The sequence below is a fragment of the Pontibacillus yanchengensis genome (genome assembly GCF_009856295.1).
Classification (GTDB): Bacteria; Bacillota; Bacilli; order Bacillales; family BH030062; genus Pontibacillus; species Pontibacillus yanchengensis_A.
On record NZ_WMEU01000002.1, the window covers coordinates 280,757 to 304,519 of the forward strand.

At 37.2% G+C, this 23,763-nt stretch carries 20 protein-coding genes, 1 other RNA gene, 1 pseudogene and 1 other annotated feature; of the genes and pseudogenes, 17 read left to right on the forward strand and 5 right to left on the reverse strand.

What is annotated here, in order from left to right; all coding sequences use genetic code 11:
• Window positions 1-149 precede the first annotated feature (149 nt).
• Together GLW08_RS08545 and dtd are read left to right on the forward strand one after the other, a co-directional pair.
• Window positions 150-2,357, forward strand: a complete 2,208-nt coding sequence (locus tag GLW08_RS08545) for a RelA/SpoT family protein (RefSeq protein ID WP_160848191.1) — start codon at window positions 150-152, stop codon at window positions 2,355-2,357.
• A gap of 13 nt (window positions 2,358-2,370) precedes the next feature.
• On the forward strand, window positions 2,371-2,817 hold the full coding sequence (gene dtd / locus GLW08_RS08550; protein WP_160848193.1) for a D-aminoacyl-tRNA deacylase: 447 nt from the start codon (window positions 2,371-2,373) through the stop codon (window positions 2,815-2,817).
• A 1,224-nt stretch (window positions 2,818-4,041) separates the two neighbouring features.
• On the opposite strand, the pseudogene GLW08_RS21870 reads toward dtd, so the two are convergent.
• Window positions 4,042-4,527 (reverse strand): annotated as a pseudogene (locus GLW08_RS21870) (transposase); the annotation flags it as partial.
• A 261-nt stretch (window positions 4,528-4,788) separates the two neighbouring features.
• Window positions 4,789-6,294, reverse strand: coding sequence for an N-acetylmuramoyl-L-alanine amidase (locus GLW08_RS08560; protein ID WP_337193929.1), 1,506 nt, complete (start codon window positions 6,292-6,294; stop codon window positions 4,789-4,791).
• Between the two features lie 136 nt (window positions 6,295-6,430).
• On the opposite strand from GLW08_RS08560, the gene GLW08_RS08565 reads away from it, so the two are divergent.
• The 5 genes from GLW08_RS08565 to GLW08_RS08585 all read left to right on the forward strand — a co-directional run bounded on the left by GLW08_RS08565 (window position 6,431) and on the right by GLW08_RS08585 (window position 11,339).
• Entirely contained in the window at window positions 6,431-6,604 is a 174-nt protein-coding gene (locus GLW08_RS08565; RefSeq protein WP_160848199.1) for a hypothetical protein, read from the forward strand.
• Between the two features lie 107 nt (window positions 6,605-6,711).
• Window positions 6,712-6,934: a binding site (T-box leader), on the forward strand.
• A 127-nt stretch (window positions 6,935-7,061) separates the two neighbouring features.
• Window positions 7,062-8,342 (forward strand): histidine--tRNA ligase, encoded by a 1,281-nt coding sequence (gene hisS, locus GLW08_RS08570; protein ID WP_160848201.1) that lies wholly within the window; start codon window positions 7,062-7,064, stop codon window positions 8,340-8,342.
• 3 nt (window positions 8,343-8,345) lie between these two features.
• Window positions 8,346-10,139 carry an aspartate--tRNA ligase gene (gene aspS / locus GLW08_RS08575; protein ID WP_160848203.1) on the forward strand — a complete coding sequence of 598 codons (1,794 nt, stop codon included), beginning with the start codon at window positions 8,346-8,348 and terminating at the stop codon, window positions 10,137-10,139.
• 89 nt (window positions 10,140-10,228) lie between these two features.
• A non-coding RNA gene (ssrS, locus tag GLW08_RS08580) (6S RNA) lies at window positions 10,229-10,420 on the forward strand.
• 163 nt (window positions 10,421-10,583) lie between these two features.
• Complete coding sequence (locus GLW08_RS08585; RefSeq protein ID WP_160848205.1) at window positions 10,584-11,339, forward strand: tRNA threonylcarbamoyladenosine dehydratase; 756 nt, start codon at window positions 10,584-10,586, stop codon at window positions 11,337-11,339.
• 518 nt (window positions 11,340-11,857) lie between these two features.
• Here GLW08_RS08585 and GLW08_RS08590 read toward each other — a convergent pair.
• Window positions 11,858-12,502 (reverse strand): glycosyltransferase, encoded by a 645-nt coding sequence (locus GLW08_RS08590; protein ID WP_160848207.1) that lies wholly within the window; start codon window positions 12,500-12,502, stop codon window positions 11,858-11,860.
• Window positions 12,503-12,784: 282 nt separating this feature from the next.
• Between GLW08_RS08590 and GLW08_RS08595 the strand changes: the two genes are divergently transcribed.
• On the forward strand, window positions 12,785-13,057 hold the full coding sequence (locus tag GLW08_RS08595) for a hypothetical protein (protein ID WP_160848209.1): 273 nt from the start codon (window positions 12,785-12,787) through the stop codon (window positions 13,055-13,057).
• Between the two features lie 563 nt (window positions 13,058-13,620).
• A complete protein-coding gene (locus GLW08_RS08600) occupies window positions 13,621-14,043 on the forward strand; it encodes a hypothetical protein (RefSeq protein WP_160848211.1) in 423 nt (140 codons plus the stop codon).
• A 182-nt stretch (window positions 14,044-14,225) separates the two neighbouring features.
• Here GLW08_RS08600 and GLW08_RS08605 read toward each other — a convergent pair whose 3' ends face one another.
• Window positions 14,226-14,930 carry an RsfA family transcriptional regulator gene (locus GLW08_RS08605; RefSeq protein WP_160848502.1) on the reverse strand — a complete coding sequence of 235 codons (705 nt, stop codon included), beginning with the start codon at window positions 14,928-14,930 and terminating at the stop codon, window positions 14,226-14,228.
• Between the two features lie 159 nt (window positions 14,931-15,089).
• A complete protein-coding gene (locus tag GLW08_RS08610; RefSeq protein ID WP_160848213.1) occupies window positions 15,090-16,364 on the reverse strand; it encodes a replication-associated recombination protein A in 1,275 nt (424 codons plus the stop codon).
• Between the two features lie 307 nt (window positions 16,365-16,671).
• On the opposite strand from GLW08_RS08610, the gene GLW08_RS08615 reads away from it, so the two are divergent.
• The 8 genes from GLW08_RS08615 (at window position 16,672) to GLW08_RS08650 (ending at window position 23,685) form a co-directional block, all read left to right on the forward strand.
• Entirely contained in the window at window positions 16,672-17,409 is a 738-nt protein-coding gene (locus GLW08_RS08615) for a YczE/YyaS/YitT family protein (RefSeq protein WP_160848215.1), read from the forward strand.
• Window positions 17,342-17,761: a cysteine metabolism transcriptional regulator CymR gene (cymR, locus tag GLW08_RS08620; protein WP_160848217.1), complete on the forward strand. Its 420-nt coding sequence runs from the start codon at window positions 17,342-17,344 to the stop codon at window positions 17,759-17,761. Before GLW08_RS08615 ends, cymR begins: the two co-directional genes overlap by 68 nt.
• A 24-nt stretch (window positions 17,762-17,785) precedes the next feature.
• Window positions 17,786-18,931 (forward strand): cysteine desulfurase family protein, encoded by a 1,146-nt coding sequence (locus tag GLW08_RS08625; protein WP_160848219.1) that lies wholly within the window; start codon window positions 17,786-17,788, stop codon window positions 18,929-18,931.
• Window positions 18,932-18,944: 13 nt separating this feature from the next.
• Window positions 18,945-20,057 carry a tRNA 2-thiouridine(34) synthase MnmA gene (gene mnmA / locus GLW08_RS08630; protein ID WP_160848221.1) on the forward strand — a complete coding sequence of 371 codons (1,113 nt, stop codon included), beginning with the start codon at window positions 18,945-18,947 and terminating at the stop codon, window positions 20,055-20,057.
• A 118-nt stretch (window positions 20,058-20,175) separates the two neighbouring features.
• Window positions 20,176-20,847, forward strand: coding sequence for a tetratricopeptide repeat protein (locus GLW08_RS08635; protein ID WP_160848223.1), 672 nt, complete (start codon window positions 20,176-20,178; stop codon window positions 20,845-20,847).
• Between the two features lie 15 nt (window positions 20,848-20,862).
• Window positions 20,863-23,187: an ATP-dependent RecD-like DNA helicase gene (locus tag GLW08_RS08640; RefSeq protein WP_160848225.1), complete on the forward strand. Its 2,325-nt coding sequence runs from the start codon at window positions 20,863-20,865 to the stop codon at window positions 23,185-23,187.
• Window positions 23,188-23,326: 139 nt separating this feature from the next.
• Entirely contained in the window at window positions 23,327-23,515 is a 189-nt protein-coding gene (locus tag GLW08_RS08645; protein ID WP_160848227.1) for a DUF2797 domain-containing protein, read from the forward strand.
• A 23-nt stretch (window positions 23,516-23,538) separates the two neighbouring features.
• Window positions 23,539-23,685: a YrzQ family protein gene (locus GLW08_RS08650; RefSeq protein ID WP_160848229.1), complete on the forward strand. Its 147-nt coding sequence runs from the start codon at window positions 23,539-23,541 to the stop codon at window positions 23,683-23,685.
• The last annotated feature ends 78 nt before the right edge of the window (window positions 23,686-23,763 follow it).

Below are 23,763 nucleotides of genomic sequence, written 5' to 3' on the forward strand. Positions count from 1 at the left end.
AAGTTATAAGCAACATAAGCTAAACCATTCATATACCCTTACATGGATAAGTTGCAATGTTTTTCTAACAATAGAGGTTTTTGATAATATATACCATATAAATCGTCTTTGAAAAGGATAGGGCGAATTTTTTCTATAAAGGTGATCGGATGTCTAAAGATAAAATTTTGACAGCAGATGAAGTGATAGAGCAGGCGAGTGGGTATCTTTCTGAGGAAGATACCGCATTTATTCGTCGTGCCTACGATTTTGCTCAAGACTCGCATAAAGAACAATATCGTAAATCAGGAGAGCCTTATATCATTCATCCTGTCCAGGTAGCTAGTATCCTAGTGGAACTTGAAATGGATCCTGTGACCATTGCAGGAGGTTTCTTACACGATGTTGTTGAAGATACAAATGTTACCGTAGAAGACTTAGAGAATACATTTAATAAAGAAGTCGCCATGCTAGTGGATGGTGTTTCGAAGCTAGGAAAGATTAAATATAAATCCAAAGAAGCTCAACAAGCAGAAAATCATCGAAAAATGTTTGTTGCGATGGCGAAAGATATACGCGTAATTCTAATTAAGCTTGCAGACCGCCTACACAACATGAGGACGTTAAAACATCTTCCTCCTGAAAAACAGCGGCGCATTTCGAATGAGACTCTAGAAATCTTTGCTCCACTAGCTCATCGATTGGGAATATCAACAATTAAATGGGAATTAGAAGACACAGCTTTACGATATTTAAATCCTCAACAATATTATCGTATTGTTCACTTAATGAAGCAAAAAAGGAATGAACGTGAATATTATATTGGTGAAGTGATGGATGAAATCCAAAAGCAACTGGATGAAGTAAATATCGAGGCTGATTTTTCTGGGCGTCCAAAACACTTATACAGCATTTACCGGAAAATGGTGCTAGAAAATAAACAGTTTAACGAAATCTATGATCTGTTAGCAGTACGAGTACTTGTAAATAGTATTAAGGATTGTTATGCCGTACTTGGTATCATTCATACATGCTGGAAACCAATGCCAGGAAGATTCAAAGACTATATTGCCATGCCAAAACCAAACCTCTATCAATCCTTGCATACGACTGTTATTGGACCTAAAGGTGATCCTTTAGAGGTTCAGATTCGTACACATGACATGCATGAGATTGCGGAATATGGTATCGCTGCACACTGGGCTTATAAAGAAGGCAAGAATGTAGACCAAAGTTCTCAATCTTTTGACGAACGACTTAGTTGGTTTAGAGAAATTCTCGAGTGGCAGAATGAAACTCATGATGCTGAAGAATTTATGGAATCCCTTAAAGTGGATTTATTCTCTGATATGGTCTATGTCTTTACCCCAAAAGGGGATGTAATTGAACTTCCATCAGGATCTGTACCAATAGATTTTGCCTATCGTATTCATACAGAAGTAGGGAATCAAACAATTGGAGCTAAAGTGAATGGAAAGATGGAGCCATTGGATTACAAGTTGAAAACGGGGGACATTTTAGAAATCATGACCTCCAAACATTCCTATGGCCCATCTAAAGATTGGATTAAGATTACTCAAACATCACAAGCCAAAAATAAAATTAAACAATTCTTCAAAAAGCAACGTCGAGACGAGAATATTGCCAAAGGTAAAGAGCTTGTCGAGAAAGAAATTCGTTCATTAGAAATAGAGCCGAAGGATGTTCTTACCACAGACAACCTTAAAAAGGTCTCGGAGAAATTCAACTTTAATAATGAAGAAGATATGTATGCTGCCGTTGGATATCAGGGTATTACAGCGGCTCAAATTGCGACGAGACTGACCGAAAAGATACGAAAAAAACAACCTAAAAAACAGGACTTAGAACAAACGTTAGAAGGGGTCCAGAATGAAATTAAAGCTCCTTCAGGGCCTTCTAAGAAAAAGGATTCAGGAGTCAAAGTAAAGGGTGTAGATAATTTACTCGTAAGACTCTCAAGGTGTTGTAATCCTGTTCCTGGTGACGAGATAGTTGGTTATATCACAAAAGGTCGTGGCGTATCTGTTCATCGTGCGGATTGCCCGAACGTACAAACCGAAGATGTGAAGCATCGATTACTTCCTGTTGAATGGGAGAATACCGGTGAAGATAGTAAACAGTACAGTCTTGATATTGAAATCTCTGGCTATGATCGAAGAGGATTATTAAATGAAGTTCTGCAAGCGGTCAACGAGACAAAGACGAATATTACGGCTGTATCAGGTAAGTCAGATCGGAATAAAATGGCTACAATCAATATGACAATTATGATTCATAACATTAGTCACCTACGTAAAATAGTCGATCGTATTAAGCAAATTCCAGATGTGTACACAGTAAGACGAATGCTGCAATAAGGGGCGAAGAACAATGAGAGCTGTCATCCAAAAAGGAAAACATGCTAGTGTGACAGTAGATGGACAAATTACTGGTGAAATCGAAAAAGGACTAGTTGTTCTATTAGGTGTCACACATGATGATACAGAAGAAGATGCTAAATATGTAGCTGAAAAAATCGTTAACCTACGAATCTTTGATGATAATCAAGGAAAAATGAACTATTCCCTCAAGGATATAGAAGGACAAGTTCTCTCTATATCACAGTTCACCTTGTATGGTGACTGCCGAAAAGGACGACGTCCAAACTTCATGAACGCAGCAAAACCTGAACCTGCGAAGGAACTTTATGAGACGTTCAATTCTCTTGTGCGGCAACAAGGAGTTGAGGTGGAAACAGGTAGTTTTGGCGAGATGATGGATGTTCAACTTACTAATGTTGGACCTGTTACGCTCATAATAGAAAGTGATGATCGTTAGTCCATTTGAAATGGCATCAACGTAAGAAATGAATTGCACAATCATATCACTATATGTCTAAAAAGCATGAGGTTTCTATACTTCATGCTTTTTCTTATATCTCTATTACGCCTGAGAAGTCCTCATCCTTTCCAGAAAAGGATTTACATGTTAACTTGTTGTTACATATAGTTACAATCTCTAAAATCCACTAGTTTTGAATGATAGTGTTTCATGAAGGATAAAGCTTTAGGATGTTTTGTAAATTATCAAGTCTCTATATGATTTGATCGACTGGTGATGTAGCGAAAGAAAGCTTGAGCAAATAGTGCGAATAATAGAGTGCTCAAAGTTTCCCGCCAACCAATCGACTTGAAAACTTCTTCAGGCAATATAAAAGTGTACGCTAAATACAATAGGAACAATCCTCCTTGAAGTAGCTTCAATGTCTTGGCGTCTGCCTCATTCTTTTGAGATACTAGCCTCTCATCAATTTCGGCTACAAATCCTTTAGGTTCCTTCTTTAATTTTTACAAGTTTTAAATAATAAGCCAATGCTACACTGAAAGGGATAAGCGACAAGGCGAAGAAGACTTTGTTGTTAAAGGGAAAATTCATAGTTTCCAAGGCAGTCCAAGTTAAAAAAATGCTATACCAAGAAACAAAGAAGTGCGAATAATTATTCTTGTTTCCGTAAGTATTTTATCGTAGCATTTTTCATTCCTCCTAAAATAAATTATAAAATGGAAGTTTTATTAGTGTTTGGTAAGCCATTCAACTAGTGAAGCAGTTTAGTCATAGTAGGTTATCTCAATTTTTATTCAAATTATATACAATAATAGGTTTATAAGAAGGTATCTATGAGCTGAATGGATTTAGATATAAACGGAAAGCACTTCTTATTTGCAGATAGTTCAATAAAGGAGATAATGAACAATTATGATTTGTCTGATCTCAATAGTTGCAGATTTCTAACAAGGGACTTAATTGACATAAGAACAGGGCTTTTACAAAGGGTTAGTCTTTAGAAGGGATGGACATATTAAATTGTGGAAAGTAAATGGTATGGAAAAGGCTTGGGTGGTAATTAAATCGGGGAGGATGGATTTATTATTTACGATGTTGCCAATCGCTATATGAGTGACTACAGGGGTTGCTTACTGAAGAACAATTTATAACTAAATCAAAAACGCAGAGGCATTGAAGTGCCCCCTGTCAAGTAGACAGTGGAAATAATATAAAGTTTTAAGCGGCTTTAGCTCTATATTCCATAGGGCTAAGGCCGTTTAATCTTTCTTGGTATCTTTCATGATTGTCGAGACATGCTTTGGTGTATTCCTACTTTATCTATCTTTCGTTTAAAACCATGTGAAGTATATTGAAACCCACGATCACTATGTATTATGGGGGACTCGTCTTTTAACATGAGATCGCATAATCTAACGTTTCAAACACCAGTTGATTATTATTGGAATGCCCTAAAACATAACTTACAATGGATCCATCATAAAGGTCACGGATTGCACTCAAATAAGCTTTTTTGGAGGGACCATACTTAAACTCCGTGACATCCTTTACCCATTTTTCATTTGGTTGTACAGCTTCGAACTCTCTATTTAGAACGTTTTCTGCTACATGGTCTGGCGTTGAACGTTTATAGACTTTCTTTTTCACTCGAGTAACAGAGCGCATATTCGACAGCTTCATTAAACGATAAATTCTCTTATGATTAAGTTTCTCTTCAAATTTTCGATTCATTGATGGAATAATGTTCGTTACGAATAAGGTTAATAATAGTAAGTTTCTCCACAGTAGAAAAAGAACTTCTCGACATACAAAAACCCCCTAAGATAAACAGTTTTATTTTTATACTGTCACCTTAGGGGGAGCATCTCACATATCTCAATTCCTCTGCGTTTTTTTATATGATCTAGTTGTGGCCATATACGGTTTAGATTGTTTTAGTTACCTAAGTAAACTTTTATTCATGCCTTACTTTGTAAGATACTCACTTACACCTTGTACAATACCTTTTGTGATATTTTCTTGGTATTTAGCTGTCTTAACAAGTTTCTCTTCATTTTCATTAGACAAAAAACCTAATTCTAATAATAAACCTGGTTGGCGATTTTCTCTAATTACATGAAAGTCTCCGAATTTGGCTTTGCGATCATTCAATCCAGTTGATTGAATCATTGCATTTTGAACGGTACGAGCGAAATCTTTATGTTGGTCATGGTAATAAAATGTTCCAATACCCTTCGCTTCCGGTGATTGGGGGAAGCTATTGTAATGTAAACTTAGAAATGCATCTGCTCTTTTAACATTTGACACTGTTGCTCTGGCACTTAATGATATATAAGAATCATTTGCTCTTGTCATGATAACGTTAGCGCCCGCTAGTTCAAAGCGTTCTTTTAATCTATTGGCTGTTTTTATAACTAAATTTTTCTCATACATTCCACTAGCTCCAATTGTACCAACATCTCTTCCGCCATGCCCTGCATCGATAACAATTGTTTTATTCTTCAGTGTACCTGTTTTATTGGACATTTGTTCGATATCGGATGGAGTTGTGGTAACAATCCAATCTGCTACATACGCTGTCTTATTATTATAATTGATTTTGTACCAGTCATTTTCATGAGCTATGATTTCAAATACTTCGCCTTTAGAACCTCTTCCAACGATAGAGGAGTCTGTTGAAGCTCCGCCACGAATGTTTGTAGCATTATAGAGAAGTGTTAGCTGATCGGCATTAGATTGAGTGGTCTGTTGAGAAGTAGTGACGAGCCAGTTGGCTACCCAACCTTTCTTCCCATCTCCAAGCTTGATTTCATACCAATCATTCTTTTCTTGAACATATGGATATTGTTCTCCATCCTTAACACTTCCAATAACCTTACTGTTTAGACTTCCCTTATTTCTAACATTTAGTGACGGAGTCTGTACAGTTATCGTTCCAATTTTTGAATTGGCTATGTCTTTCTTTGATGGTGAAGTGGAGGCTTGTTTGACCATAGATACATAATCTTTGTGTACCCAACCTTGCTTGTCATTAAAAGTGATCTGAATCCAATCACCTTTTGACTTCGTGGAGCTGTATTGGTCACCCTTTTGCAAATGACCGATTACTTTGTTTGAAGTGCTTGCACCATCTCGAACTCGTAACCAGTTAACAGTTGATGATACTTTCATAGAGCTTTTGGATATTTCATTATTTGTTACAGAAACTAACCAATTTGCTACCCATCCAGTATTTTTATCCATCTGAATTTCTACCCAATTATCTTGTTCATCCAAGATGGGATAGTTTTCGTCTTTATGTACCTGTCCAATCTTTGCATGTGTTAACCCAGGACCGTTTCTAACATTTAAAGGGTCTACTTTTATTACAGCATTGCTAGATGCTGCTAGAGTAACGCTGGGAAAACATGCAATTCCTATGAAAAGAAGGAACAGAAGGGGAAAGTATCGCTTAGCATAAAAAATGGTAATAAACCTCCTTCATCTTTGATTTAAAAATAAGTTCAACTAATCCTTTCAACTTTTATTATAGAAAATCCTTTCGTTGATGTAAAAAATATCGGTGTTTTGGAGAAAATATAAGAAAATAGGTGGAAGGAAGTAGATAATGAGGGAAAGTGATAAGGAAGTTACCACGAAGAATCGGCATAACAGTGAATTGATAGGAACCATTCATTTAGGCACTATGGATACAGTTAGTCAAAAGTCCCTGATGACTGAACCATTTGGTGTTAAGAAAGAAGATGTAAAAAAGGTTAAACAAAGTATGGAACGTTCTTGACATAATCATTTTTCAACATTATGATAGTAATCAATTCAATTGTTATCATGGTATCAGGTATCCGTAGAAACGTTGATTATCAAAAATTTTAATAACTTGCTTATAAACCATAACCAGTGAGGGAAAAAGTAGTTATAGCATGCATGGAAAGAGAGAAAGTGCCTTAGGCTGAAAGCACTTTTTACATGTACGCCATAATGAAAGACATTCCTTAGGTTCCTCATCGAAACTTAACAGTAGTAGGTGTTGGACGTTGCAGGCGTTAACTGTTCAAGTGGAAGCTTGTTGCTTCAATTAGGGTGGCAACGCGGGAAATATCCCGTCCCTATTCGATTGAATTCGAATATGGGACGGGATATTTTTGTATTTCATGTGGTAACTAGCTATTACATGGTTTTGGTGATATAAGGAAAAACACATACACTACAGATTGTTTTTATTTTTAAGGAGGATGTAAATGAGTAACATTAAAGGGCCACGTGGTACGCAAGATATTTTACCCGGCGAAGTAGAGAAGTGGCAATATGTCGAATCCGTTCTATCAGATATTTGTCATCGGTATCATTACAAGGAAGTACGTACACCAGTATTTGAACATACAGAGCTTTTCCAACGTGGTGTAGGTGATTCAACAGATATTGTCCAAAAAGAAATGTACACATTTGAAGATCGTGGAGGAAGAAGCATCACATTACGTCCTGAGGGGACAGCCTCTGTAGTGCGTTCATTTGTACAACATAAGGTTTATGGTTCTCCAAATCAGCCGACTAAATTATTTTACTTTGGCCCCATGTTTCGTTATGAGCGCCCACAGCAAGGACGGATGCGTCAATTTGTTCAATTTGGTATTGAAGCACTAGGTAGCGATGATCCAGCTGTTGATGCAGAAGTAATTGCTTTAGCTATGAACGCTTATCAGGAATTAGGGTTAACATCATTAAAGCTAGTTTTAAATAGTTTAGGTGATCTTGAAAGTCGTAAAAATCATCGTGAAGCATTAATAGCACACTTTAAACCACATAAAGATGAACTATGTGAAGATTGCCAGATGAGATTGGAAACGAATCCAATGCGCGTTCTTGATTGTAAAAAAGATCGAGAACACCCTGCTATGGAGACAGCCCCGTCCATTTTGGATTATTTAAATAAAGAGTCACGTGAGTATTTTGAAACAGTAAAGTCTGTGTTGGATAAGATGGGGATCTCATATGTAATTGATCCAAATCTTGTACGTGGTCTTGACTATTACAATCATACAGCTTTTGAAATTATGAGTGAGGCAGAAGGTTTTGGTGCTATTACTACTCTAAGTGGTGGAGGGCGTTACAATGGACTTGTTGAAGAAGTCGGGGGTCCAGAAACAGCTGGAATTGGTTTTGCCCTAAGTATCGAACGTCTACTCATGGCTTTGGACGCTGAAGGTATTGAACTTCCTATTGATGAACAGCTTGATTGCTATGTCGTAACCGTTGGGCAAGAAGCTAAAAAAGAAGCTGCAGCTATTGTTTATCAGCTACGTCAAGCTGGTATCCAAGTAGATAAGGATTATGCAGATAAGAAGATGAAAGCGCAATTTAAAGCTGCTGACCGATTAAGAGCGAAATATGTTCTTGTCTTGGGTGAAGATGAGTTAGCAAACGGTCAAATAAATGTGAGGAACATGGACACAGGAGATCAACAAACCATCCAACTAGAAGAAATTGTAGAGCATATGAAAAAGGAATTTAAGGAGGATTAACTCATGAGTGAACATCGTCAATTATGTGGTTATGTACGGGAAAGTCAAATAGAAGAAAGAATAAAGCTGAAAGGTTGGGTACAAAAACGACGTGATCTTGGTGGATTAATATTTATTGATTTACGTGATCGTTCCGGAGTTGTTCAGGTAGTATTTAATCCTGAAGTATCTAAAGAAGCTTTAGAAACAGCTGAAAACGTTCGAACAGAATATGTAGTTGAGATTGACGGAAAGGTCATAGCTCGTGATGAGAATACCGTAAATGAGAATTTAGCTACAGGTGAAATAGAAGTAATGGCAGACTCCATCGCTATTTTAAATAAATCAAAAAATCCTCCTTTTATGTTACAGGAAGAGTCAGAGACTTCAGAAGAACTTCGTTTGAAGTATCGATATCTAGATTTACGTCGTAGTCCGTTACAAGAAACATTTAAACTTCGTCATCAAGCTACACAAGCCATTCGCTCCTATTTAAATAACGAGGAGTTCCTAGAGATGGAAACGCCAATGTTAACGAAAAGTACACCAGAAGGAGCACGAGATTACTTAGTTCCGAGTCGGGTTCATGAAGGTGAATTTTACGCACTTCCTCAATCACCGCAAATTTTTAAACAGTTGATTATGATGTCTGGCTTCGAACGATATTATCAGTTTGCTCGTTGCTTCCGTGATGAGGACTTGCGTGCTGACCGTCAACCGGAATTCACTCAAGTTGACATTGAAACATCCTTTATGTCACAAGCCGAGATTCTAGACATGACAGAGCGAATGATGAAGAAAGTAATGAAAGATGTAAAAGGTATTGAGCTTGAAACACCATTTCCTCGTTTGAAATATGACGATGCAATGGAACGCTATGGTTCAGACAAACCTGATACTCGCTTTGGACTAGAGCTTGTAAATGTCTCAGAAGTCGTGAAAGAATCTGGTTTTAAAGTATTCCGAAATGCAGTAGAATCCGGTGGAACGGTGAGTGCTATTAATGTAAAAGGAAAAGCAAGTGAGTTTTCTAGAAAAGACATTGATAAATTAACAGAGTATGTGAAGGTATACGATGCGAAGGGGCTAGCTTGGTTAAAAGAACAAGAAGGTGAATTACAAGGACCTATCTCTAAATTCATCGAAGGCGAAGAAGCAAGCAATCTCCGCAGTATGCTGAATATTGAAGAAGGTGACTTACTTTTATTCGTTGCAGATAAAACCTCAGTCGTCCATGATAGTTTAGGCGCTCTTAGACAGAAGTTAGGTAAAGAACTGGGTTTAATAGATGAAACTCAGTTTAACTTCTTATGGGTAACAGATTGGCCACTATTCGAATACGATGAAGACCTTGGGCGCTATTTTGCTGCTCACCATCCATTTACCATGCCTGAACGAGAAGATATTCATAAAATGGAGAATCAGCCAGGAGAAGCGCGTGCTCAAGCCTATGACTTAGTATTAAATGGCTATGAAATTGGCGGAGGAAGTCTCCGTATTTATGAGAAGGAACTGCAAGATAAAATGTTCGAGATACTTGGGTTTACAAAAGAGGAAGCACAAGACCAATTTGGCTTCTTACTAGAAGCTCTTGAATATGGTGCTCCGCCACATGGTGGAATTGCGTTAGGATTTGATCGTTTCGTCATGATTCTAGCTGGACGCACGAACCTTCGTGATACTATATTATTCCCTAAAACAGCTTCAGCTTCTTGCTTACTAACAGAAGCACCTGATTCCGTTAGTGATGAACAATTGAATGAACTTCACCTTGAACTGAACGAAAGAGCAAAGAATCGCCAATCAGGACAAGAGTAATAGGTAGTCATTCATATTTCGTTTAGCAGGATAATAGTGGTTGATGTAAATTGTTAGATATGCTATGATTTTAGTACAAAGTAAATGAGCCAATCCTGATGTGTACGTTTTCCGACCAAATCGTTTTGACCGAACATCAATTATACGGGAGCTTGGCGTTTTCGGACAGCGTGCAAGCCTCATGTTCATTGAACGAGAGGACGCACAAACTCTGGAACAGAGCACCCACCTGCCTAGTGCGGGTTCAAAACATTGGATTCGACGGCACGATTGGGATTGGCTTAATACATATTTAGATCCTTAAGGGGGAAGCCTTAAGGTTATTTTTTTGTCTTTTTCTACGTGGTTCATACGAACGAACATCGTTATTGGTTTGTGTAATAGGGTTTGAGGTATACTGTGATACATAATGACTACAAAGAATTGTGAGTAGGAGTGAGGATATTGCTTCACCAGTTTTCAAGAAATGAATTAGCAATAGGTAAAGAAGGACTGCAATTAATGAAGGATGCCACAGTTGCTGTATTAGGGATTGGTGGTGTTGGTTCGTTTACTGTCGAAGCACTTGCAAGAAGTGGAGTAGGTCGCATTATTTTAATAGATAAAGACGACGTAGATATTACAAATATCAATAGACAACTTCACTCATTGCTTTCAACTGTTGGACAATCAAAAGTAGATGTTATGGCGGAACGTGTGCATGACATTAATCCGGAATGTGAAGTCATTCGATTAAAGATGTTCTATACAGAAGAAACATATGAGCGGTTGTTTCAGTATGAGTTGGATTATGTAATTGATGCTAGTGATACGATTTCTTATAAGATTCACTTAATAAAACAATGCATAGATCGAGATATCTATATCATTTCTAGTATGGGGGCAGCGAATAAAACTGACCCAACCCAATTTGAAATCGCTAATATCTTTGATACAAGCTACGATCCGATGGCACGTGTGATTCGAAATAGATTACGTAAGGATGGATACAAACAAGGTGTCCCAGTAGTTTATTCTAAAGAGAAACCAATTCGAATTCGAGAAGATATTCGCCAAGCCATTACGCCAGACGATCCCAAAACACGTAAATCAGAACAGCCACCTTCATCAAATGCCTTTGTTCCATCTGTATCAGGGCTTATTATGGCAAGTCATGTAGTAAATACAATTTTAGAACCAATTGATATAGAACGTTATTAGAAGTAGGCTTTGTTAAACTATTTCTATGGTAAAAATAGGTGAGATACGTTATTCAACAATCGAGGCATTATGTTGAAGACTTGAATTCGAGAGAAATTTTTGGAAGTTAATGTTATATTCCTCAGTATTAGTAATGGGTAGACCAAATGATTTATAATGGACGTAAAGGTACTTAGAGGAGGTTCTTCGTTTGGGTGCAGAAGAAGTTATCAACTTATTATTGAGTTACCTGAATCAGTAACCACAGAAGATATAATGATTAGATGAAGGAAGTTCTTTTACTCATACGAAGTAAAAGAGAAAATGGATAAATGAGTGAAATAATATGGGCTCAAACCTAGGACAAAGGTTTTACGCCCTTTTTTTATATTTGCGTTTTAAAGTACATGGATTAGAAAGCTATTTCTTATTCTTCTTAGTATAATTACAGATACTTTATAAGTAGATATAAACATACAGTACATATGTCAAAGTAAGTTATAAAAGAAGCCCCAGCATTATGCTGAAGCTTCTCTAGTTTATTTTTTAAATGTCTCAGGAAACTGTTTGACAACTCCTTCAGAGATCGCATCTGCCATTAAGATTATATGAGTCATTCCATCATCGATCGCAACAATTCTTTCATCCCATTCTTTTTCTAAGCTTGCAATTAAGTCATCTGTTACCAATTCTAAATGTATATATAGCATTTCTTTTAAATCTTCATTTTTTAAATGGGGATTGGCACCACTAAGGAACGCCGCAATATCATCAGCATTTCTATACCAGTCTTTGTTAAGCTTATCTATCATTTTTTCGTTCCCATTTTTAGCGGCATCTACGATTTTACCAGCTATAACGATATGTTCTTTTAGCAAATCAGTAAGTTTGTTCCCTGCTTTCTCTCCATACACTGGCTTGATTGCATTTCCTATATCCTCCTGATTCCTCAGAAGTCTTGATAGCACTTCTTTTTGATCCTCAGCCCCCGCTGTTGTTGCACTTGTAATATAATTGCTTGTCCACAATACATGATCAACCCAAAGTCTTCTAAATTCATTTTTGAACTTTACCTCTGATTGACTGATACATTGTTCCTGTGTTTTAGCATTGACACTAATTGTCCCTGGTAACGTATTAAGAATAAATACTAAAATTACCGCTATAAACATTAACTTTTTCATCCTATATTCTCCTTCCAAAATAAAAGTTCCTTCATATTATTGTTTTATTAAATTTTTTCATTCGTTAAAGTTATCTCGAATCCAAGTATTCAGCTTTTGCGCGCTTTTCTGGAATAAGGAACGGTCCTTTCATTTGTCTTAATCGTACAATAGATCAGGTTGTTAACTGGCTATTTGTGTTAAAATTTGAATTAGATTGTTATGCTAACTAACGCAAAAGAGTTGAAGAAGAAAAAACTAATATTGTAGCAGGAAGAAAAGAGTTTTTAAGGTGGTTGTAGTATGCAATCTAATGCTCTATTTTATATCATTCAAAAGGAAATCGTGTCGGTTGAAGACTATATTAATTGGTCGCACAGTTTATTAGAAAACAATATATCATCACCGTCATTAAACATAATTGCTACTTTTTCATTTGAAGATAATATTTTTGAAGTTGAAGAGTATTTTAATAAGGCATTAAATGAGCTAGAAATTCAAAAACCTAGCTTTGAAGTAAGTACGAGAGCTTATATAGAGCTTTTAGCAAATAAAATAATAAAAGTTAATAATTAATCAGAAATGTTTGGTTTAGCTAAGAGGATTTTTCATATTGTTGCAACAAAGTTAGATTACCCGGATGATTTGCTTGAGTGGTATGAAATTAGTGAAATGATTGACAGGCTACAATATGATGAGGTTGCTTTGGAATTTAATGAAGAGGATATATTATCCAAGATTAAATATAAGGCAGAATCTTTTCAGGGGGTAAACGATTAGCTTTTGTTCTAACGGATTCTATAGTTGCAGAACCACATTAATGAATATCTTGAAATCAAGTCTTCATTTAAAGGGCGCGAATCTGTAATTAGGATTCGCGTCTTTTAAACAGATTAAAGTTTCAATAAAGACCACTAATAAATTGGATATTTATATTAAAATATATGGAGATTAAATGTTGGTGTGCTTCAACAAGGGTTTTGAGATTTATGTTTAAATGGAATAATAGAAAAAGGTTTTGGGGGGAGATGAAATGAAGAACAAATTCATTTTATTTATTGTTTTAGCGACTATTTCATCCGCTTTGAATGGTTGTACTAATCAGGATTTCACTTCTCCAATGTTATTTTCAAGAGAAAGTGAAAATTGGGCAATTGAAACGGCTATTCAGCAAGAGAAAACTGGGGACACATATTTCGAAACATACAAAATACAATATTACTTACAAAAAAGATGATGTTGAAAAATATATTCAAAAATGGTCAGAAGGAGAAGAAGTTACTTTCGACTATGGTATAGAAGGATTAGATATTGAAGAAAATCCTCAAATAAGAATATTTCGTGGTTATGAAGATTATTGGGAATTAGGTGTTACTAACAATTCAGTTTCGGAACCATATACCAAAGAAGATGAGTTTGAAGCATTTATAAAATTAGATGGTGGTCAAAAAGAAACGTTTTCCCTGAGTTTTAATAAAAAAAGAACAGAAGATTTAAAGAACATAGAAGGCAATGTGATAAATAATTCATTGAAAGAACCAATAGGAGAACAGGGGAGATAATATTCTTCAACTATTGAGTGCTATAGATCAACAAATATTAGTAGTTGTCTCGAAGTCGAGTCTTCCAGATTAGGGCGCGAATATGGAATAGCAACAACAATACAAATAGAAAAAAAGACATCCCATGAAGGGTTGTCTTTTTAATTGCATATAACAAATCGATGCAGGTTTAAACTAATCTGTTATCTTGCAACTTGTTCTAGATTTCCGTTCTTCTCCATTCGGAATGCTGCTTTGGATTGGTCATCTTCATCGAAGACTACCATTTTGCGAGCACGGTCCATAATATTGATGAGAATTTTATAATCCTCTTGAACCGTATGGTATTGTTTCTCCATATGGGAAAGTTCTTTTTCTAGTTTTTCATTCTCATTACGTAGTGTTTCATTCTCTTGTTCTAGTTTCGCTACTTTAGATTGTGATTGATGAGATGCGTGATAGTGAGATTTTAGTTGTTTCATATGTTGAATGACTTGGTCAAAGGTTACAGAAACTGCAGGTTGCTCTTCTACTTGTGATTGATTAACAGGTTCCTGAACAGCCACTGTTTCATATTTGGTAGGGGCCTCCCATTCAAGGTCCTCCTCATCCTCTTGAGAAAAAACCATTGCCGGTTGTAGTGATGTTCTTTCAGATTGTTGTTGATTGGCAAGGGCACGTTTCTTTTCTTTACGTTGACGTTTCGCGATTTCAATTGCTTGAATATATTTTCTACGCACCTCTGCATTCCATCTGAATCCACATGCTGCGGAGGTGCGGTTTAAATGATCTCCAACTTCATCAAAAGCCTTTAATTGCGTGCTGCCTTCTCTTATGTGTCGAAGTACAGTCTCTGCTAGTAATAAATCATCCTCGTGGGACCAAGCATCTTGTCTTACTTTTACCATAGTATTTTCCATCTCCTTTTCTCCTTTTCCTGTTAAATGGATATCTTACCTTTTAAATATTCCCTATTAACCTTTTCATTTTTATAAAACTAGTTTGTTATATTTGGTTCTATTGTTAACGGAAAGAAGAAAAATATACCTATGGATAAGAGAAAAATACTATTTTCTTTTATTTTCTATACTTTCAAATACCTGACTAAGACCTTTTTCAAATTTTCCAGTCTTTTTGGGTGAATAATAGATGGCATCTTTAATAGAATCAGGTAAATATTGCTGGTCTACCCAACCATTCTCATAATTGTGAGGATATTTATATTCAACGCCTCTTCCTAATTTTTCGGCACCTTTATAGTGAGCATCTTTTAAATGTTTAGGGACATCTCCGCTTTTTCCATTACGAATATCATGTAATGCAGCATCTAATGCCTTATAGGCTGAATTAGATTTAGGGGAAAGTGCTAATTCTACAATGGCATTGGATAAAGGGATTCGTGCTTCTGGAAAACCTAAACGTTCTGCAGCTTCGACAGCTGCTATCGCTCTCGGTCCTGCTTGAGGATTTGCAAGGCCGATATCTTCGTAGGCCACCACAATCATTCTCCTAGCAATACTGTCTAAGTCACCAGCTTCAATCAATCTACCTAGATAATGAAGTGATGCATGAACATCACTTCCACGAATCGATTTTTGAAAGGCCGATAGGACATCATAATGAGCATCTCCGTCTTTATCGTGAGAAAAACTCTTCTTTTGCATGCATTGTTCCGCACTATCTAAATCAATTACTACTGTGCCTTCTTCGTTAGCGGGAGTTGAAAATACAGCCAGTTCAAGTCCGTTTAATGCAGCACGCAAGTCCCCGTTAGCTGAATGGGCAAAATGGTCGATTGCTTCTCCTGAAATATCAATGGTATAAGTTCCTAGTCCATTCACTTCATCATTCATTGAACGATATATGGCCTCTTTCACTTCATCTACTTCAAGTCGCTCCACTTCAAATAAATGGCAACGGCTTCGGATGGCAGGGTTGATAGAGTGGTATGGATTACTTGTTGTACAACCGATCAGTGTAATTAAATTGCTTTCAATATGTGGTAGCAAAAAGTCTTGTTTGCCTTTATCTAATCGGTGCACTTCATCTAAAATAAGAACGAGCTGCCCAGACATTTTTGCTTCTTCAACTGCGATTTCCATATCTTTTTTCTTGTCAACTACAGCATTTAACGTTTTCACACGTAAGTTTAATGTTTTGGCAATCGCCATCGCCAATGATGTTTTTCCGGTGCCTGGAGGTCCGAATAGAATCATGGAAGCTAGACGGTCTGCTTCTACCATTCGTCGAATCATTTTGCCTTCCCCAACAAGATGATGCTGACCAATAATGTCGTTGATGTGTGTGGGGCGCATACGAAATGCTAAGGGTTGTTGGTTCATTTACGTTCTCTCCTTTGTTGCATATGTAAAAAGTAGATGTTGGTATGGTTTTTTTGTTTAGCTCCAGCATCTATCCCATCGAGTAGTCAGCTTTTTGAATTGAGCTAGTGTCTTGAGCTTATCTATAGGTTCATTTTCTTTCCTTTTTATAGTAAGTCATATATAGTTTAAGTTTGATTAAACGTATGATTATGTTTTATTTTAGCCTATAGATGTAGCAGATAAAATGCAAGAATCATGCAATTCGTGCTATAATAGCAATGTTTGCATACTTTACGTATTTTGGACGCAGAAAGGAGTATGCGATATGGTGCAACAATTAAAGAATTCCCACGCTCAGATCATTCGAAAACAATCATCCATTCGTGAATTGATGATTCGTTGGTCTTTTTTTGTTATTGGATTAATTATTCTAGCATTTGGAATTGCGTTAACCATACAAGCAGAGATGCTCGGTATTGGACCCTGGGATGTTTTCCATGTAGGGTTAAATAAACAGTTTGGATTAACCGTTGGCACGTGGTCCATTATAGCTGGTATAGTTGTTGTTGGATTTACTTCAGCTGTAACAAAGTCATTTCCACAAGTCGGTACGATTTTAAACATGTTATTAATTGGCGTATTTATTGATGTATTTTTATTTATATTACCAGACCCTCAAGCAATTTGGACGAATATTGTTGTATTTGTACTTGGGGTTGTTGTACTTGCCTATGGAATCGGAATTTATGTTGCCCCTGAATTGGGAGCTGGGCCAAGAGATGGGCTTATGTTAGTTATTCGAGATATAACCGGTCTTAAGGTTCAATGGGTCCGCAATGGCATAGAAATTATTGTATTTCTATTAGGGTGGATGCTAGGTGGCCCTGTAGGTGTTGGTACAATATTTATTGCATTCTTTTTAGGTACAATCGTAGGCTATTCATTGCCTCAAACGAAAAAGCTGTTAGATTACTGTATTCAGAGAGGTGAACGAGATGAAAATCTCAACAAAAGGTCGTTACGGTCTGACCATCATGATAGCTCTAGCCAAAAAGTACGGTGATGGTCCGATATCTTTAAAATCAATTGCTCGCGAACATCAATTATCAGAGCATTATTTAGAACAACTAATTGCACCATTACGGAACGCTGGATTAGTAAGAAGTGTCCGAGGAGCCTATGGGGGTTACATGCTTACACGTAATCCAAACCAAATTACTTCAGGGGATGTCATACGAGTGCTTGAAGGGCCGATTAGTCCAGTTGAAGGCATAGAAGATGAAGAGCCGGCGAAACAAGCATTGTGGATGAGAATTCGTGATGCAGTGAAAGATGTACTTGATACGACTACGTTATATGATTTAGCTCAACATGACGATTCAGAAGATCAAGAAGCGTATATGTTCTATATTTAATAAACAAAGAAGGGAGGGGAAAGAATGCCCCCGATCTATTTGGATCATGCTGCTACTGCGCCAATAAGCAATGAAGTGATAGAAGCTATGGTTCCTGTGTTGCAAGATGTATATGGAAATCCTTCTAGCGTCCATTCACTTGGTAGAAAAGCTCGCAAAATTTTAGATGATGCACGAAAAACGCTTGCAACAAGTATAGGAGCTCAGGAGAAAGATATCATCTTCACAAGTGGCGGCACAGAAGCGGATAATTTAGCGATAATTGGCGCTGCTAAAGCTAACCAGCACTTAGGTAAGCATGTAATCACGACAGCAGTCGAACATCATGCTGTTCTACATCCTGCTGAACAGTTAGAAGCAGAAGGTTTTGATGTTACGTATCTACCTGTTAATGAAGCGGGATTGATCTCCATTGATGATTTGCAGGCTGAATTACGAGAAGATACCATTTTAGTTTCCGTGATGTACGTTAACAATGAGACAGGAAGTATTCAACCTATTGCGGAGATAGGTACAACCTTAACTGAGCATCAAGCACTATTCCATACCGATGCTGTCCAGGCTTATGGTGCACTTCCGATTCAAGTGGACTCTTTGAATGTGGATTTATTAACGCTATCCGCTCACAAAATCAATGGACCTAAAGGGATAGGAGCTTTGTATGCAAAAGAAGGTATAAGCTTGCATGCTCAACAACATGGTGGTGAACAGGAACGAAAACGAAGACCTGGTACAGAAAATACAGCCGCTGCTCATGGTTTTGCAAAAGCAGTAGAATTGATGAAAGAAAATCAAAGAGAACGTGTGCAAACATATAAACGGTATAAAAAGCTTTTTCTTGATACACTTAAAGAAGAAGAAATTGATTTTACTATTAACGGTGGGCGAATTAACATTCCTACTATAGTTAATCTACACTTCCCAGGTATGAATGTAGAGACATTGCTTACAAACTTCGATTTAGATGGTATTGCTGCTTCAAGTGGTTCAGCATGTACTGCAGGATCAGTAGAACCTTCTCATGTTTTGCGTGCTATGTTTGGTGAGGGTGATGAACGAATAACAAGTTCAGTCCGCTTTAGTTTTGGACTTGCCAATACAGAAGAAAATGTACAAGAAGGTGCACGTAAAGTAGCAAAAGTTATTAAGCGATTAACAAAGACATCTTAAGGTGGTGACAACAATGAAAGACCCAAAAGATACCCGCGTTGTAGTTGGGATGTCAGGCGGCGTTGATTCGTCTGTTGCAGCATTGTTATTAAAAGAACAAGGCTATGATGTTGTCGGGATTTTTATGAAAAACTGGGATGACACAGATGAAAATGGCGTCTGCACCGCAACAGAAGATTACGAAGATGTAATCCGCGTATGTAATCAATTAGATATTCCGTATTATGCGGTTAATTTTGAGAAGCAGTATTGGGATAAGGTATTTACCTATTTCCTAAATGAATATAAAGCCGGCCGTACTCCAAACCCAGATGTGATGTGTAATAAAGAAATTAAGTTTAAAGCATTTTTAGATCATGCCATGTCCCTAGGAGCAGATTATTTAGCGACAGGGCATTATGCTCAAGTGCGTAAAAATGGTGAGCGCTATGAAATGCTAAGAGGCAAAGACAATAATAAAGACCAAACCTATTTCTTGAATCAGTTGTCTCAAGATGTTCTTTCTAAGGTCATGTTCCCACTTGGCCATTTAGATAAAAGTGAAGTAAGAGAAGTAGCAAAAGAACATGATTTGGCAACTGCAACAAAGAAAGATTCAACAGGCATCTGTTTTATTGGAGAAAGAAACTTCAAGGAATTCCTTAGTCAATACCTTCCTGCTCAACCTGGAAATATGGAAACAATGGAAGGCGAAGTAAAAGGGAAGCAAGATGGGCTGATGTATTATACATTGGGTCAAAGACAAGGTCTAGGTATTGGTGGGCCAGGCGAGCCTTGGTTTGTCGTTGGTAAGAATGTTGAAGACAACATTCTTTATGTTGGACAAGGTTATCATAACGACTTGCTATACTCAGACGGATTAGAAGCATCTGAAATCAACTGGGCTCTAGGTGAGCCACCAACGGAAACTTTTACTTGTACAGCGAAGTTTCGCTATCGTCAAGAAGACACCCCTGTTACAGTAACTCCAGTTAGTGAAACACATGCAAGAGTAGAGTTTCATGAGCCACAGCGTGCAGTTACCCCTGGTCAAGCCGTTGTATTTTACGACAAGGAAGTATGCCTTGGGGGAGGCACGATAGATGAAATCGTAAAAAATGATGAGTATGTGTCTTATGTAGGTTAATATCCCTGACTCTGTTGAGTTAGGGATTTCTTTGCATATGATTCAACGAATTAACGAACTGATACCTCATGGCAATAGAGTGTATAATTTTGTAAGGAATAAATGGGAGGAAACATCTATGGATCATCTCAATCAAGGAATACAATATATGCAAGAACAACAATATGAAGAAGCTGCTCAAAGCTTTACACAAGCAATTGATGAAAACCCTAATGAACCATTAGGATATATCAATTTTGGCAATCTACTTCTTCATATGAACGATCCTGAGAGAGCAGAGCGCTTTTTCGAAAAAGCAATTGAAGTGGATCAGGACGCAGCAACAGCTTATTACGGGTTAGGGAATGTTTACTATGAACAAGAGCAATATGAAAAAGCTCAAAAACCCTTCCAACAAGCTATCCAAAAAGGGCTAGAAGAAAGCGATGCTTACTATATGTTAGGGCTAACACTTTTATATCAAGAACAATTTAAGTTGGCGATGCCGTATTTATTACGTGCTACCGAATTATCTCCAGAAGATTCGGAAATACATTTTCAATATGGAATGTGTTTAGCTCAAGTAGATTTAATTGATGATTCTATAAGTACGTTCCTTAAAGTGATTCAACTAGATGAGGAGCATAGTGATGCTCATTATAACCTAGGTGTAGCCTTATTGTATAAAGAGGATCCCCATAAAGCTATGGATCATTTCCAGCGAGCACTAGAGATTCAACCTGATCACATGTTAGCTTCACATGCAAAAGCGAAAGTTGAAGAAGCTCTAAATCAAGATACAGAGGAATAAAAGGAGAACATCGCAATGGAAAAGCAAATGGAAGAACAATTCAAAACCGAAAAAGGATTTATTAAAGGAGAGCTCATCCGTATGATTTATCATAATGAGGATGAGCACTTTTCCATTGCCTTAATACATATTGTAGAAACGAATGAATCCATTGAAGAAAGCGAAATTGTCGTCAAAGGTCATTTCACTCGTCTAGATGAGAAAGAACATTACATTTTTTATGGGGACCTAATCCACCATCCTAAATTCGGTGAACAATATAATGTAGAACATTATCAAAAAGAAATCCCTACCTCAAAAGAAGGGGTCGTCCTGTATTTATCAAGTGATTTGTTTTATGGGATTGGAAAAAGGACTGCGGAACGAATTGTTGGTGTTCTTGGTGAACAAGCAATACCAAAAATTCTTCAAGACCCGTCTGTTTTACAAGATGTTCCTTATATGAAGCAAGAAAAAGCAGATCAACTAGTGGCAGATCTTAAAGAGCATCAGGGGTTTGAACATATCGTTATTTCGCTTTCTGAATATGGCTTTGGTTTACAGATGGCACAAAAGATTTACGAAACGTATCAAGATCGAGCTTTAGAAATCTTACAAGAAAATCCATATCAATTTGTTTTTGATATAAATGGGTTTGGTTTCAAACGTGCTGATGAAGTGGCAGCTAAACACAACATAGCCTTTGATCATCCAACACGTATTCAGGCCGCGTGCCTTTACACTCTAAATGAATGGTCTCAACAGGGGAATGTGTTCGCACCCTACGATGTGTTAGTTGAGGAAGTTCAAAACGTGTTAAATAATGACAGTTCTTCGGTTACATCTGACGTTATTTCCCGTGAAATTAATCAGCTTGCTGAAGAAGAAAAATTAATTCAAGAGGAAGGGAATATATATTTACCTTCCCTTTACTATGCTGAGTCAGGTTTTGCTGAGCAATTGCATCGGCTATTAATGGGGGAAGTGGAAGAAGAGTATTCCCAAGCAGAATTAATGAAAGTTGTTGGAGAAATTGAAGATGAGGAAGAAATCAGCTATGGGAAGGAGCAATTTGACGCAATTGAAAAAGCGCTACATTCAAATTTAATGATTCTAACAGGTGGTCCAGGAACTGGAAAAACAACCGTCATAAAAGGAATTGTAACTGCTTATGCAAAATTAAATCGTAAATCGTTAAAACCTGCTGATTACGATGCTGAAGAATCCTTTCCGTTTTTACTAACAGCTCCTACTGGACGTGCTGCGAAACGAATGAATGAATCTACAGGCATACCTGCTGTTACCATTCATCGATTATTAGGTTGGAATGGTGGAGAAACGTTTGAGCGAGACCAGGATCATCAATTAGATGGAAAGATTCTTATTATCGATGAATTTTCCATGGTGGATATTTGGTTAGCCAATCAGTTATTTAGGGCTATTCCTTCAGATATGCAAGTGTTACTCGTTGGAGATGAGGATCAGTTGCCTTCTGTAGGACCTGGTCAAGTTCTCTCTGATCTTCTTACAACGAACTTAATTCCTGCCACACAGCTCCAAGAAGTATATCGTCAAAAAGAAGGGTCAAAAATTATTCAGCTAGCCCATGATATGAAGCAAGGAAGATGTAATGCACAATCACTGGCTAAAGCAAAAGACTTTAATTTTATTTCTTGCGTAGAGCATCAAGTACTTCATGTTATTCAGACCGTGTATGAAAAAGCAATGGAAAAAGGGCACAGGTTAAAGGATATACAAATTTTGGCTCCCATGTATCGATCGAAAATTGGCATTCATCGACTCAATCAAGAAATCCAACAATTAGCTAACCCTCCTAGTCGGCAGAAAAGAGAAATGAAAACCAAAGAAGTCATTTATCGAACTGGTGACAAGGTCATTCAACTTGTTAATCAGCCAGAATCTGGAGTTTATAATGGAGATATAGGTGAAATCGCTGCAATCTTTAAAGAAGATGAGACAAAGGAACAAAAGGAAAAGCTTGTGGTGTCGTTTGAAGGTAAGGAAGTTGAATATTCACGTAAAGATTTAACTCAATTGATGCATGCGTATTGTACCTCCATACATAAATCCCAAGGCAGTGAATTCTCGATTGTGATTTTACCTGTTGTAAGAAGCTACTCAAGAATGTTGCGTCGTAATTTACTTTATACAGCTGTGACGCGAAGTAAGAGGTCTCTCATTATTTGTGGAGATGAACAAGCCTTCCGACGTGGTGTGGAAACAGTTGATACCAATCGTCGTTACACTTCTTTACATGAACGTATGGATGTTTTATTTAACCAAATCCCAACAGATGACAATGAAAATGAGGAAGAACTTTCCCCTTATGACTTTATGTGATCCGCACATACTATAGATGTTCACCTGTTTCGGTGAACCTACCATTGGGTGCCAATTTTCAACTTAAGATGTATGTTTTGGCAATGAGTTGGTAACAATGTCATGCAGAAGGAATTATTCGGTAAGGAGTGCCTGCTGTATGCATTGTCCAAATTGTAATCGTAAAGATATCGGTAAGATTGGAAGTAATCAATACTATTGCTGGAACTGTTTCATTGAGCTTTCTATTACAGATAATAAAGTTCATGTTCATCAGGTAGAAGAAGATGGTTCCCTAAGCTCTCTCGATGATTTATTTGGAGAAGAAGAACAAGCAGCCCAATGGTAAATCCATTTAGGGTGGTGAAGCGGATGAATAGAACATTCACATCTCTTGCAGCTCTTGGGGTAGGTGCCGCACTATACTCGAGGAGAAGACGAAGAGGTAAGAATAATAATTTCTTTTCTCAAAAATCAATGAAGCGTATGCGAAAGAGAGTACGAAAAGCATTTGAATAATGCAAATGGGGCAGACTGCTAGTAAAGAGTCTGCCTTTTTTACAAGGAAAGAAAGTTAATTATTTGCGCTTACATGTC